The organism is Seinonella peptonophila (assembly GCF_900129355.1).
Lineage (GTDB): Bacteria > Bacillota > Bacilli > Thermoactinomycetales > Thermoactinomycetaceae > Seinonella > Seinonella peptonophila.
Window position 1 is genome coordinate 60,714 of sequence record NZ_FQVL01000007.1, and the last position, 12,994, is coordinate 73,707.

At 39.3% G+C, this 12,994-nt stretch carries 13 protein-coding genes and 2 pseudogenes; 10 read left to right on the top strand and 5 right to left on the bottom strand.

From position 1 onward, the window contains the following. Window position 1 precedes the first annotated feature (1 nt). The 5 genes and pseudogenes from gapS4b to BUB71_RS20005 all read left to right on the top strand — a co-directional run. A complete protein-coding gene (gapS4b, locus tag BUB71_RS12005; RefSeq protein ID WP_073155079.1) occupies window positions 2-1,147 on the top strand; it encodes a GapS4b family protein in 1,146 nt (381 codons plus the stop codon). A 303-nt stretch (window positions 1,148-1,450) separates the two neighbouring features. Continuing rightward, a complete protein-coding gene (locus BUB71_RS12010) occupies window positions 1,451-1,714 on the top strand; it encodes a hypothetical protein (RefSeq protein ID WP_073155080.1) in 264 nt (87 codons plus the stop codon). Window positions 1,715-2,088: 374 nt separating this feature from the next. Then, complete coding sequence (locus tag BUB71_RS12015) at window positions 2,089-2,217, top strand: transposase (protein WP_245815594.1); 129 nt, start codon at window positions 2,089-2,091, stop codon at window positions 2,215-2,217. A 132-nt stretch (window positions 2,218-2,349) separates the two neighbouring features. Further along, window positions 2,350-2,637: a nucleotidyltransferase family protein gene (locus BUB71_RS12020; protein ID WP_245815596.1), complete on the top strand. Its 288-nt coding sequence runs from the start codon at window positions 2,350-2,352 to the stop codon at window positions 2,635-2,637. A 98-nt stretch (window positions 2,638-2,735) separates the two neighbouring features. Beyond that, window positions 2,736-2,981: pseudogene (locus tag BUB71_RS20005) on the top strand (HepT-like ribonuclease domain-containing protein); the annotation flags it as partial. Window positions 2,982-3,322: 341 nt separating this feature from the next. Here BUB71_RS20005 and BUB71_RS12030 read toward each other — a convergent pair. Then, a pseudogene (locus BUB71_RS12030) lies at window positions 3,323-3,568 on the bottom strand (winged helix-turn-helix domain-containing protein); the annotation flags it as partial. A gap of 631 nt (window positions 3,569-4,199) precedes the next feature. On the opposite strand from BUB71_RS12030, the gene BUB71_RS12035 reads away from it, so the two are divergent. After that, window positions 4,200-5,516, top strand: a complete 1,317-nt coding sequence (locus BUB71_RS12035) for a hypothetical protein (protein ID WP_073155081.1) — start codon at window positions 4,200-4,202, stop codon at window positions 5,514-5,516. An 88-nt stretch (window positions 5,517-5,604) separates the two neighbouring features. Here BUB71_RS12035 and BUB71_RS12040 read toward each other — a convergent pair whose 3' ends face one another. Both BUB71_RS12040 and BUB71_RS12045 read right to left on the bottom strand, forming a co-directional pair. After that, the gene (locus BUB71_RS12040; protein WP_245815616.1) at window positions 5,605-5,814 is read right to left on the bottom strand and encodes a GntR family transcriptional regulator; all 210 of its coding nucleotides are present in this window, start codon (window positions 5,812-5,814) and stop codon (window positions 5,605-5,607) included. 71 nt (window positions 5,815-5,885) lie between these two features. Further along, entirely contained in the window at window positions 5,886-6,266 is a 381-nt protein-coding gene (locus BUB71_RS12045) for an NUDIX hydrolase (protein WP_073155083.1), read from the bottom strand. Window positions 6,267-6,604: 338 nt separating this feature from the next. Between BUB71_RS12045 and BUB71_RS12050 the strand changes: the two genes are divergently transcribed. Beyond that, entirely contained in the window at window positions 6,605-7,402 is a 798-nt protein-coding gene (locus BUB71_RS12050) for a hypothetical protein (protein WP_073155084.1), read from the top strand. A 221-nt stretch (window positions 7,403-7,623) separates the two neighbouring features. On the opposite strand, the gene BUB71_RS12055 is transcribed toward BUB71_RS12050, so the two are convergent. Continuing rightward, a complete protein-coding gene (locus BUB71_RS12055) occupies window positions 7,624-8,904 on the bottom strand; it encodes an MFS transporter (RefSeq protein ID WP_073155085.1) in 1,281 nt (426 codons plus the stop codon). A 271-nt stretch (window positions 8,905-9,175) separates the two neighbouring features. Here BUB71_RS12055 and BUB71_RS12060 point away from each other — a divergent pair, with 271 nt between their 5' ends. The 3 genes from BUB71_RS12060 (at window position 9,176) to BUB71_RS12075 (ending at window position 11,999) form a co-directional block, all read left to right on the top strand. Next, the gene (locus tag BUB71_RS12060; RefSeq protein WP_073155086.1) at window positions 9,176-9,730 is read left to right on the top strand and encodes a helix-turn-helix domain-containing protein; all 555 of its coding nucleotides are present in this window, start codon (window positions 9,176-9,178) and stop codon (window positions 9,728-9,730) included. A gap of 74 nt (window positions 9,731-9,804) precedes the next feature. Next, a complete protein-coding gene (locus BUB71_RS12065; RefSeq protein ID WP_073155087.1) occupies window positions 9,805-10,200 on the top strand; it encodes a Rid family detoxifying hydrolase in 396 nt (131 codons plus the stop codon). Window positions 10,201-10,805: 605 nt separating this feature from the next. Then, a complete protein-coding gene (locus BUB71_RS12075; RefSeq protein WP_073155089.1) occupies window positions 10,806-11,999 on the top strand; it encodes an acyltransferase family protein in 1,194 nt (397 codons plus the stop codon). Window positions 12,000-12,225: 226 nt separating this feature from the next. On the opposite strand, the gene BUB71_RS12080 is transcribed toward BUB71_RS12075, so the two are convergent. Further along, window positions 12,226-12,810: a dihydrofolate reductase family protein gene (locus tag BUB71_RS12080; protein ID WP_073155090.1), complete on the bottom strand. Its 585-nt coding sequence runs from the start codon at window positions 12,808-12,810 to the stop codon at window positions 12,226-12,228. Between the last annotated feature and the right edge of the window lie 184 nt (window positions 12,811-12,994).

Below are 12,994 nucleotides of genomic sequence, written 5' to 3' on the forward strand. Positions count from 1 at the left end.
ATTGGATAATAAAAATGTACAAGTGGAAACTATTTTACCATATGGTGAATCTATACGACCATTAATTACATCCTCGTTACTAACTAAATATGACTTAAAACAATTTCTCTCTAATCGTGGGGTTTTTATTTGTGATGCAGAAAAAGAAGTATCAGTTCCAATAATATGTACCAGTATACTTAGTCCTGAAGAATTTGAAGATTTAATGAACCGTCAGACTACTAAAGAGAGCAAAGTAAAAAGAGTCAATAGAAGAGTAAACTGGGACGCATCAACAAATCTATTTGATGCATTTAAAAGATATCAGATTCCATATCAGGAAATGATTTCTGAGCGAGTTAATAATTTTAGAGTAATTCAACCTACCCGATTTGTGGCATTAAATAAAAATAATAAGAATGAATTAGCATTAGAATATAAAATTGAAAGGGAAGATCCAACGAAGGATTGGTCGACTTTAAAAAGCATACATGAAGCAAGGATACTATTGAAAAAAACAGATAAAAATATTCTTGAAATAAGTATGGAATCTACAGCAAACGAAACAAAAGAACTAAATGATAAAATATTGAATCGTGTAATTTCCTATTTAAAAGATCAGTGTTTTATTGATAAGAATGAACGTGTTCAAAAGATTATTTTTGGTGATTTTACAAATCAAGGGAGAATTGAATTTTTATTAAGTTTGCATAGTGATGATCCTATAGAGGTGTTTACTTTTAAAGAAATCACCAATATAGAATTAAATGTAGATTCTAAAGGGGAAATTCCTGATGATATTGAATGGATGAAAAATCGAGTTAAAAACTTAATAATTAAGGGTCAAGGTCTACATGATACGATGTTTTTGAAGAATCCAAACTACCACGATTGTTTAGTAGTTACAAGTATCGAAGCTGATTATGAGTATGATTATTCAGGATCAAAAGGGATATGTAAGATAGATTACGGCTTTCAAATGAAATCCAAGTCATTTACTAAGCAATCAGAATTTGAATTCAAGATCTTGAAAGTTAATCCTAATTCACAGGAAAACAAAAAAAAGGTTGAAAAGGAACTACGGAATAGATTCGATGATTTTAAATCCAAAAAATATATGTTGTACAAAGAGAATGAAAAGAAGGAGCGTAATCTACCCCAAACATAGAATGCTGTTGTAGAGATGGTGTGTCACTAAGTGTGTCAACTCAACCAGCCCAACTAAATCCCAAACAAACTCAAATTAAATCCAAACTCTCCAACCCCTTAATTCAACACGCCTCAACGGACTTCCCCGCACCTCATCAAAACTCACTCAACACCACCCTGAACTCACTCGTAATGATGGGGTCGCAGGTTCAAATCCTGTTGTCAGCACCAGCTAAACCCTTGTGAATCAGGGGTTTTTGTGTTTTATTGTTTACTAGTTTCAATTACAAAACTTTGAGATCTGGATTGCTAGCAACCAATCGTGAAACAATTGATTATTGAAATTGAGGGTTATGGTTTACAAGCATTGCTCCATGGAAAATGTCAAGATAGTCATGAATTACGGAAGAAGTTTTTTCAAACATTACGAAACTTACATGGTAACGAGGATTTTCTTCACGTCTTTTGTAGGGATCATCAGTTTGAAGAAGTTCCTTACTCAGGCTTAATTGAGGCTGATTTTCTGCTCGATGTGGATGTACTACGTGTTTTTAAAAATGAAGGAGATCATTGGAAGATGATATGATCCAATCATGACCACCACACATAAAAAGGGTGGTCATGATTGTGTTTGATCAAATAATTCACCCATTTATACCAAGAGGCTTGCAGTTATTACATTGCAATGGAGTAGGGGTAAAAATAAAAACTGAACCACTAAAGAAATGTTTAGGGTTCAGCACACTCACTTTGAATTAACAGATTGGTTCCTTATATCACCTCACATTGATTGAAAGTTAACGAATAAACGCTTATTCTACTTGGCTAAGTATTCTTTAATACTGATACGTTGTGCTGGGCGCATTTCAATTTCATCCAGTTCTTTTTGTGTAAAAAAACGCAGCTGAGTTGATTCAAAGCTTACTGTAAGCTCACCGCTTGCGGATACATCACAAGAACGTGAAGGATTTAAATCTAAGAGAATGGACATGTCCAGAATGTAACAAGCATCATGATCGAGACATGAACGCAGCCATTAACATCTTGCATGAAGGTATGAGATTAGTCGCCGTGGGGCTCACGGTCTGAGCTTGGTCAATTTCTCTAGATTGCGAGAGATTACCCAAGAATCTCCCGCGTTTACGCATGGGGAGTGGTCAAGGAGATTAATTAAGGTATAATACACTTGAAAGAGTATGGATCGAAACGGTGGTGGGGGTTGTGTTAGTAAATAATTTGAATGACAGTCTAAAGAAAATGAAGCTTTTTTTAAGAGATTCATATGGGGTGAAGAAAATAGGCTATTTTGGTTCCTATGTACGAGGTGAACAGACGGAAAAAAGTGATATTGATTTATTGGTTGAGTTTTCTAAGCCAATTGGATTGCGCTTTGTTGAGCTTAAAGAACATTTGGAAAGAGAATTGGGTAAAAATGTTGATTTAGTCACGACTAAAGCATTAAAACCTCAATTACGAGAAGCTATTTTAAATGAGGTTATTTATCTATGAAAAGAAATTTTGTTCTTTTTTTAGAAGATATAACCAATTGTATGAATAAAATCGAAAGCTATATAACTGATTTAAGTTATGAATAATTTGAAGAGAATCAATTAGTCATTGATGCAGTTGTCCGTAATCTTGAAGTGATCGGAGAGGCGTCAAAGTATATACCAGAAGAGATTAGGCAAAAATATCCGCAGGTTCCATGGAAGAGCATGATTGGTCTAAGAAACATTCTGATACACGAATACTTTGGCATTGATGAGCAAATTATTTGGGAAATTGTATCTCAAGATTTCAGAGAAACAAAACCACTGATCGAAAATATTTTAGTAAAGGTAAAAAATGATTGAATTTTTAAATATGTATTATTTTTGTTGAACCGTCCATTGCTATTTCAAAGATAATTGGATCACAATATTCAATGTCAGGATAATTGTAGTATTTTGTGTGTCAACTCACTCGTAACGATGGGGTCACAGGTTCAAATCCTGTTGTCAGCACCAGCCTACCCTTGTATAGCAAGTATTTTTTTGTGTTTTATTGATTGCTATTTTCAAATACAAAACTTTGAGATCTGGATTAACTAGCAACCAATCGTGACACAATTGATTATTGAAATTGAGGGTTATGGTTTACAAGCATTGCTCCATGGAAAATGTCAAGATAGTCATGAATTATGTAAGAAGTTTTTTCAAACATTACGAACTTGCATGGTAACGAGGATTTTCTTCACGTCTTTTTTAGGGATCATCAGTTTTGAACGTACAAAGGCGCCTCCTTTAGGAGCAATCTCAATCAAATTCTTCGTTTGAAGTCGAAGTAATGCCGTTCGAATGGTCGTGCGACTTACATTCATTTCTTCAGCTAATATACGCTCTGCTGGAAGGCGTTGTCCAGCAGCAAATACTCCTTGGATAATATCAGCTTCAATTTTATTTACTACCTCGTCGAGTTTTTGATTGTTGTGTCATCGTATTACCACACATTGAACGTAAGTTATCGGATAAACGCTTTTTCTGCTTGGGCAAAATAATCTTTAATACGGATACGTTGTGCTGGATGCATATCGACTTCAGCCAGTTCACTTTGTGTAAAAAAACGCAGTTGAGTGGATTCTGAACTTACGGATAGCTCGCCGCCAATAATCATGCTATTAAGGAATCAAAGGGGATCGTTGAGAGGAACACCGAATCTTGTACCAAATACTATCCGAACGTAAACAGCAGCTAACGAGAGTTTAATAGGCAAAAGTTCCATACATCACGTTTATATGAGTTTTAATGCTTCTTTGATGAGCTTCAAGAGTGGTAATCTCTAACGTTTGTTTTGCAGTAGTTTTGAAATTTATCGTACATCTTGTTTACTGAAATTAGGTGCAAAATGCCTGCTTTTTATTATAATTAATGGTGGTTTATGCGTTTTGCATAAGTTGAAGCCAAGTGTGCGCAGGGAGCGGGACTAGACGTATGTGGTGAATACGAGGTGACAGATTGAGTTGCCGGAAGGATAAGCCTCGTAGCTTTGAGCAATAAAAGCGGTGAAATGAACATCATAGAGGAGGCGACAGTGTGGCCGTTTTCCACGAGTTAGAAGTGACCGAATTTCCAGATCGGCGTGGACAGACGTATTTTGTGCAGACGGGGCAGGATTACCAATTCGGGGATCCAGAACAACACACGAAGTTTTTAGAAGGATGCGAAAAGTATTTGGCGGTTCTCAACGAGGAGAACCGAGAAGTAGGCAAAAAAGAAGTTACCAATGGCCCGATTCATACGATTACTAACGAGCAAACCAATGCGCATGGGGAGACATTGTTGCAGACGAAACAGACAACATATGTGCATTTCCGTGCCTATGTCGATTCACAAGATCCGAAATTATCCAAGGAGAAGCGCGCCAAGCTTCAAGAATGTTTTGGTGAAATAGGTGGTGTACCACCGTGCCCTGTAGGCAGCCCGATGACGATGATCATTCCGAAGCAAGAGCCTCCGTCGCATGAATCAAAAGTGACAAAAGTGCGCGACAAACTGCCAGCGATCGTTGCACAGGCGATCGATTTGTCAACGGCGAAGTTGAACGAGCAGATAACACAGCGGCGTGGCAGACAACGAGCAGTGTTTGGCATGGTGAGCCAAAAGAGTAATTTCGCCGGTGCGGGCACGATACAAGGGTTTGGAGGTGCTCTCAATGAAAACACCGCGCTGTTGCCGGTAGAGACGCAGCTAAAGCTGGCGGAGTTACAAGAGCGTGGCTTCGTGTTGAACGAGCTTGGGGAAGATGCACGTGTGTGGACGCAAGATCGGGTGATTGATTCATATTTGGAGCAACAGCTGGCTCTGGTGGAGAGCGAGCGTGAATATTTGGGTCCGATCAAAGATCCGCGCGGCAACTATTACATCTTGAGTGCTGATCATGTGGACAAAACGCTGGAAGAATTGCAAGACTTGCAAGAGCAACAGCGGGCAGTGGGAAAGACAAAGTTTGATCAGCTGATCGATATGCCACTCGACGGTCGAGCGGCGAGTTTGCAGATGGCGCGCAACGGACAAACCCCGCGCCTTTACGTCGGACCTGGCCTCGATCGCTTACGAGAGCGAATGCTGGATCAGAAAATGGATCGTGTCATGCAACTTAATGAGTTTATTGGCCAAACACGCGGAAATTTTGCCAACGTGCAAGAAAAAGTGAAATCCAATTGGCAGCAGAGCCGCATCGCTGCGATGGAATCTGGGGAATCCCAGCGCAAAGCAGCCTTTTTGGCCACAGGTCAGCTCGGGAAGCAACTATTGCAGTTGGGTGCGAAGAAGGCTAGAGCGAAGATTAGATTTACACCAAAAGATAAAATTGATCAAGTTGTTGGAAAATCTAGAGGAAGAGAATTTTAAAATAAATAAAGCCGTTTCTTGATTAGGAATCGGCTTTTTCTAAATTTCCTTATTTGCACCTGTTAACTGAAATTCATCCCCAAATTTATCAACCAGTTGATAACCAGCGAGAGAGACGCTTGATGTCACTAATGACTAAAATGGTTGATGCGTCTCCTCTAGGAATCATCTCAATCAAATTCTTCGCTTGCAGTCGAAGTAATGCCGTTCGAATGGTCGCGCGACTTACATTCATTTCTTCAGCTAATATACGTACTGCTGGAAGTCGCTGTCCAGCATTATATAACCTTTGGATCATATCCAATTTTATCGGATATCTCATCGATTTTTGATTGTTGTGTCATCGTATCACCACACATTGAACGTAAGTTATCGGATAAACGCTTTTTCTGCTTGGGCAAAATAATCTTTAATACGGATACGTTGTGCTGGGTGTATATCGACTTCAGCCAGTTCATTTTGTGTAAAAAAACACAGTTGAGTGGATTCGGAACTTACGGATAGCTCTCCGCCAGTAATCATGCAGGCAAAACAGATTGAGAACTGTTGTCGAACTTCTCCATCAGAATAGGCAATGATATGGTTTAGATCAGTATAGATGCCGACACAACCTGTTACTTGGACATTCAATCCACTTTCTTCGTTCACTTCAAGTATGATTGTATTTTCAATCGACTCTTCTAACTTGTGATTCGTGTGTCGGCATATACGGCGATCGATGACTTTTACGAAGGATAAATAAGTTAACACTCAACCATGGAAAATAATTCCGATTTATTGTATATTCTTTGAATTTACAATAAGAAATATAAGACGCGTCCAAGTGATAAAATAATACAAAAAAATATTATTTACATACTCCTTATATATCAAAAAAGTGACTAATAACATTTTATTATATAATAATAGCATTAAATTATAGATTTATTAAAAATTTAATTTATATACTGAATATTGATATTTATAAATCTGACCTTTATTATGAGGAAGTCATCGTCGCAACACCTATTTTTCTCCCTTGAAAGAATGGGAGAAATCCAAGATCAGATATCTTGGAGCGACCTGTAGAAGCAGACAGAGGAAGGAACATGAAGCGTTTTACTCTCATGGAGATGTTCCCGGCGTTCTCCAATCCTCAGGAGCTGGATCACCGTCAGATCGAGCTGCTCCAGCTCTGCGCCCAGATCGGTGTTCCGTTCCCTGCCGAGCGGAACAAGTCATACGGCACCTGGTGGCACTCTCTCCACGAGATCGGTCACTGGGCTGTCAAGCCTGACTGGTACATCCAGTACTCGTCGTACCTGCTGGACGACCTCGCGACGACCTGGGGTGTTCTCAAGATCCCTGCCGGCACGGTGAAAGGGATCGACTACCCGATCATGCTTCCCAAGATCGGGCGGTACGTCGGGGGCAACGATGTCATCCCGGAGATCGGCATGTACAACAAGACCGACCCGACCCCGGGAGAACACGAAACCCGCGTCTGGGCTCTCCAGTACCTTGAACTGAAGGGCTGGAATCACCCGTTCGACGACAACACCAAAAAGATCACGACGGGAGACGAGTTCTTCCACAAGCCGGCTTCGGCCAGGGTCTGGGCTACGCCTCAGATCAACGATCCGGAAATCTGCACCAAGATGGCATGGTGGGGACTGAACGTCCCTGAAGGTCAGTTCCGCCCGGCCGAGGACGAGGAGTTCGTCCTGCCATATCCCACTCCTGTGAACCACCAGGAGATGGTAGCCAACATGGACGCCATCACGTCCCACTACGGTGGGAAGGTGCTGAAGTCCGACGAGAGGTCTTACTGGCTTGCCTACCTCAGGAGGAGGTGGCCCGAGAAGGACCTCGTGAAGAGGTACTTGCGGATCGCTAAGGCCGCCTAGCGGAGCTGAATGCGTCCTGCCCGCCAGCTCTAGCTGACTGCACAAACGACAGGAAATCATCAGTATCAACTAAAATATAAATGCAATTAGTGCTTCAACTAATTGAAGTCTGGAAATACCAGGCCAAAACAGATAGGGCAGCCTATCTGTTTTTATTATTTATCATCCAAAAGAATACCAACTGATTCATTCATGTGTGGGGAGTGGTTGAAGTAAATTCATTATACTGATGGAATAATCGATTTATTTCGTTTATTTATTTGAAGAACAAAACCAGCTGCTGTCACACAAAGGATGCCTGCGACAATAAATATAAAAGTATAGGTTCCAAACCATGTACGTATGATACCACTACCAAAAGCTGCCGTCGCCGCTCCAAGCTGATGGGAGGCCCAGACCCAGCCAAACACAATTCCACTTTGCTTCCCGAAGACATCATTACACAAACGAATGGTCGGAGGCACTGTCGCCACCCAATCCAGTCCATAAAATACAACGAAAATCGCTAGTCCTAGAAATGTAGAGCCCAACGCATAGGGAAGAAAGACAAGCGAAATTCCACGCAATCCATAATACCAAAATAATAACCAGCGGTTATTCCAGCGATCTGAAAGCCAGCCTGAGAGCGTTGTTCCTACAATGTCAAAAATGCCCATAAAAGCCAACATACTAGCTGCCGTTACTTCTGTAATCCCATGTTCCATACAAGCAGGAATGAGATGAGTTCCTATGAGTCCATTGGTAGACAATCCACAAACAAAGAAGCTTCCCATGAGCAACCAAAAATCTTTGGAGCGAATCCCGATCTTGAGTCCCTTTATCGCAGATAGAAAAGGATTTGTATGAGGAGTAGATTCGGTTTTCAACGACTCTGTTTCACCATATGGCAAAATCCCTGCATCACTAGGTTTATCGCGCATAAACAGCCCTACAAGTAAAACGACAATCATAGCAAATAGTGCTGTAACCCATACAACCATTTGCCAACCGTAAGAGGATACAATTTTTGCAAATAGGGGGAGAAAGACAAGCTGTCCTGTGGCTCCACTCGCAGTAAATACACCTATAATAAATCCCCGTTTCTCTTTAAACCACCGATTAGCTACAACAGCCCCCAGTACAGAAGAAGTTAATCCAGCTCCGATACCCACTATAAAACCCCATAATACTGTCATCTGCCATATCATTTTCAACCATGTCGATAGACTTGTACCTATGACTAGCAAAGAAAGGGCAATGATCATGATTCGCTTTACTCCATATCGTTTCATAAACGCAGCCGCAAAAGGACCACAAAGACCATATAGAGCTAAATTAATCGCTATGGGAAATGTCACTTCTGCACGGGTCCAGCCAAATGACTGTTCAAAAGGAACAATGAGAACACCGGGAGTAGAACGTATGCCTGCTGAAACCAATAACGTGAGGAATGTAATTCCAACGACGATCCAATAAATAGAGCGTGATGGAGTTCCGAGTAAAGAAGAGTAATATTTACGCATGTAAAAGTCCCCTTTTTATAAAAATAAGATGAATCAAGTGAATCAATTTCATTTTTTATCAATCGTTGTGATAAGAAATTTGAAGTAGCCATGGTAGCATTCGGACCAGATGTAAAAAGTAGTCTATAAAACATAGAAAAAAATGGAATTAAGACATTGGTATAAACCTCTTGTATGTTATAATTACATAAAATGACCGTTGTATAGCACGATCTCTATCATTATACAATTTGTGCTGGTTAACGTCCAATAAGAAAGGTGTGGTTATTTCTTGGAAAACATCAATTTTATTCTTTCTAAAAACCTTAAAAGCTTGCGAGAACAGAAGAAATTGAGTCTCGATAAGGTTGCAGGAATGACAGGAGTAAGTAAAACAATGCTAGGTCAAATTGAACGTGGAGAATCTAACCCATCCATAAGTACGGTATGGAAAATAGCAAATGGACTAAAAGTTTCCTTTACTTACCTCATCAATGAACCGCAGCCAGATACGGTCATTATTTCTAAGAAGGAGATTCAAGAACTAACTGAAGATAATAGGAAGTATAGGCTTTATCCATTTTTTCCTTTTGATGATAAGAGGCGTTTTGAAATGTATACAGTGGAAATCGACAGGGGAGGGATTTTAAGTGCTGAACCTCATAGGGAAGGAACACAGGAATTTCTAACAGTGTTTGAGGGTGAACTCACAATCTGCATAAATAGTGAGGAATACACAGTAAAAACTGGTGATTCCATACGATTCAGAGCGGATAAACCTCATATTTATGGTAATTCTGGAGATACGATTGTCAGAATAAGCATGGTGATATACTACCCCAGTTAGAAAATGATTAGAAAGCTGGTTCTAAAATTACTTGTAGTACAATCTCTATTTTAAATGAAGGGTAGGAACAAAGAATGATTAGAAAGCCTATCGAAACCAATCATGCACCACTGCCAGTGGGCGCGTTTTCTCAAGCGATAATTGCAAATGGTTGGCTTTATGTGTCGGGGCAACTTCCTCTCCACCCCATCACTGGTAAACTCATTGAGGGTGGAACACTTGAACAAACAAAGCAGGCACTCCAAAATGCTCTTGCCATTATCGAAGCTGCAGGTTTAACAGTAGATGACGTAATAAAGGTAACTATTTTTCTACATGACATGGACAGCTACTCGAAAATAGACAAATTATATCGGGAGTATTTTAACCATCCTTATCCTGCGCGATCCTTAGTTCCAATGGGAGATTTGGTCAGAGGCGGGGAAGTGGAAATTGAAATGATCGCTGTCTATCCATCCCAATTATCGTAAACTATGAATGCGATCGTACACTTGGTACACCATACATTTGATGAGTGCATCATAGATCATCATGCTATGAACCCAGCCTATGCCAAGGAATTTGGACTTGCCCTTGGTTACCCTCAAAAATCCGTTGAATACAAGGAACTCAAGAATCAATACTTGAAGAAGTAAAATCGGCATTAAATATGCAGGCATCGACTTGTTACACATTGACCTTCTGATCGAGGAAGTACAATGGTTATAGAATACATATGATCATCCACTTACTAGAGAATGTATGTCATTTGTACGAGTTGAGGATGATTGATATCGATTGAAGTTGGAGATAAACAATTGAAGCAACTCGAACAGCATTTGTGGAAGGTCATGGGGCTTATCACAGTTGCTTGAGATATCTTTTTTTATCATCTAAAAACCTGTCTACATAAAAGAGTAGACGGGTTTTTTTATGTTAAATAAGGCTCCGAGAGCTTTATTTGAAAGCGATCCAGGTCCCTAATCTGACTACAACATCTCTCAAATTTGTCAAGTGCTTGAAGACTACCCCTTGATTTTTATTACATAAATGAATACATTAAGTGGAAATTAAAAATCTTTCTAAGGAGCTGAATATGAATTCATCTAGATTGTACGAGCTGGATTCATTGAGAGGGATTGCAGCATTGATTGTTGTTATCGGTCATATGTTTATCCTTTTCACTAATTTCACTGTTGAAACGTATGGTCAAAAAGCATATTGGATAGAAAATCTTTTCAAATATTCACCTTTACATATTGTGTGGTCAGGGCATGAATCAGTGATTCTATTTTTTCTAATCAGCGGATTTGTTCTTTCGTTACCTTTCATTACGAATAAACCTTTTTCGTATCCTTCCTATCTAATGAAAAGATTTTGTCGGATCTATATTCCCTATATTTTCGCTGTTGGTTTTGCTCTTATATGTAAAACGATCTTTTTTGCAAACTCCATTCCACAACTTAGTTCATGGTTTAACACGATGTGGAAGACTGAAACTTCGATCAATCAATTGATTAACCACTTGATTATGATCGGTAGTTATGAAAACTATGTTTATAATCCTGTTTTTTGGACGCTTGTTCATGAAATGCGTATCTCGCTTCTTTTTCCCGCAATCATGTTACTTATTCTACGAGTGAAATGGCAATGGAATCTTGTGATTGGATTAATTCTATACTATTTTGGAACAATTTGGCATGCTGATAGTGCGCAAATTTTAGGATTTCCAAATGATTACTTTAAAACATTACACTATATTTTCATCTTTATGGTTGGTGCCATGTTGGCAAAACACCAAATCGTGATCAGCAAATGGTTCAGAAGGTTGAAAAAAGAGTGGAAGTGGTTACTTTTTAGTGTTGGCTTTACTCTATATATATTCAAATGGTCCTTTTATCAATTTCAATTCGCAAAAGAATACCTTTATAACGATCTATTTATTACAATCGGTGGCGTAATCTTTATCATGATTGCCATTTCATCCAAGCGTGCCTCAAGGCTACTATTACAGAAACCATTTCTATTTTTAGGGAAAATTTCATATAGTCTCTATTTATATCATCTCATTATTTTCGGTGTTATCTTACATACCTTCACTTCCTTTATTACACTCTGGATCGCGATTCCATTATGTTTGTTCAGCTCCATTTGGATGGCGCATATTACCTATCTTTATATCGAAGTTCCTGCGATCAAAACAGGCAGGAAACTAGCTGATTTATGGCAATCGCTATGGCCATACAAAACGTCCCAATATTCCAATCGAAGTAAGATGGAGCATTGGTAATCGTTGCTCAGTTTGTAGAAAAAGGTAGTGGTTCTGTCAATCTTTCACGCTTCGACTCCTTTTTAGGATGTGTAGCTGTCTTCAAGGCGCCTTGAAAGTTGCTCCCTACTGAGATATTGACTCCATGATTTCCTTGTAATCGAACAAAAGTTTCATTGCCCACTCCTCTGTTTTTCGGTGCAAAGGAGTAGGCAATGTCGTTTCAAGAGCGACATATACAAAAATCTTAGTTAACCATCTCATATCGCAATTTAATAGAACCACTTGTTTTATACACTTTGGTAGAGACTAATTTCATATTATGCTGTGTTGAAATATTTTCGAAGTAACGTTTGCCACTACCTAATATAATTGGATGAATAAGTATTTGTAGTTCATCTACTAATCCAGCTTTGAGCAAACTCTGAACAAGCTTTGCGCTCGCAGAAACAATCATTTCATTCTTGATTTCACTTTTCAATTTCGCTACATTTTCCATTACATCAGAATTCAATAACGTAATGGTATCACTGTAGTCTCCCCATTTCACTTCTGTAAGTTTATTAGATGCTACATACTTTTGTGTCTGATTCATAGCATCTGCCCAATCTTTCCAATCATCGTCCTTTTGATAAGGCCAATAACTAGCTAAGCCCTCATAGTTAACACGCCCCATCAAGATCGCGTCGGCATTTTGGAACATGGCCAAATTATCATTATTCGAATCCATAATACCAGGCATTGCCCAACTCACCATGTTATTTTCATCGCCTTTTGGCCCTGTGAAGATACCATCTAATGTGCTGCTTAAGTTTGCAATCAATTTCCCCATCTATTCTCCTCAATTCTCACTGTATGTTATAACCAAATCCTAGTTCAGCCCTTTTTCTTGCTTGAATGATTCGATCAGTAAGGAATGCTTAATAACACACAGATAACTGTACCAGTCAGAAACACACCTTTGCTGTAGAAACATTCATCGAGTCATAAACCACTGAAGCAATGAGTTAGCTTCT

Coding starts and splice junctions, on each gene's coding strand:
- BUB71_RS12065 (WP_073155087.1), top strand. CDS start 9,805: ATGATTAGAAAGCCTATCGAAACCAATCATGCACCACTGCCAGTGGGC.
- BUB71_RS12080 (WP_073155090.1), bottom strand. CDS start 12,810: ATGGGGAAATTGATTGCAAACTTAAGCAGCACATTAGATGGTATCTTC.
- BUB71_RS12050 (WP_073155084.1), top strand. CDS start 6,605: ATGAAGCGTTTTACTCTCATGGAGATGTTCCCGGCGTTCTCCAATCCT.
- BUB71_RS12055 (WP_073155085.1), bottom strand. CDS start 8,904: ATGCGTAAATATTACTCTTCTTTACTCGGAACTCCATCACGCTCTATT.
- BUB71_RS12040 (WP_245815616.1), bottom strand. CDS start 5,814: ATGATCCAAAGGTTATATAATGCTGGACAGCGACTTCCAGCAGTACGT.
- BUB71_RS12075 (WP_073155089.1), top strand. CDS start 10,806: ATGAATTCATCTAGATTGTACGAGCTGGATTCATTGAGAGGGATTGCA.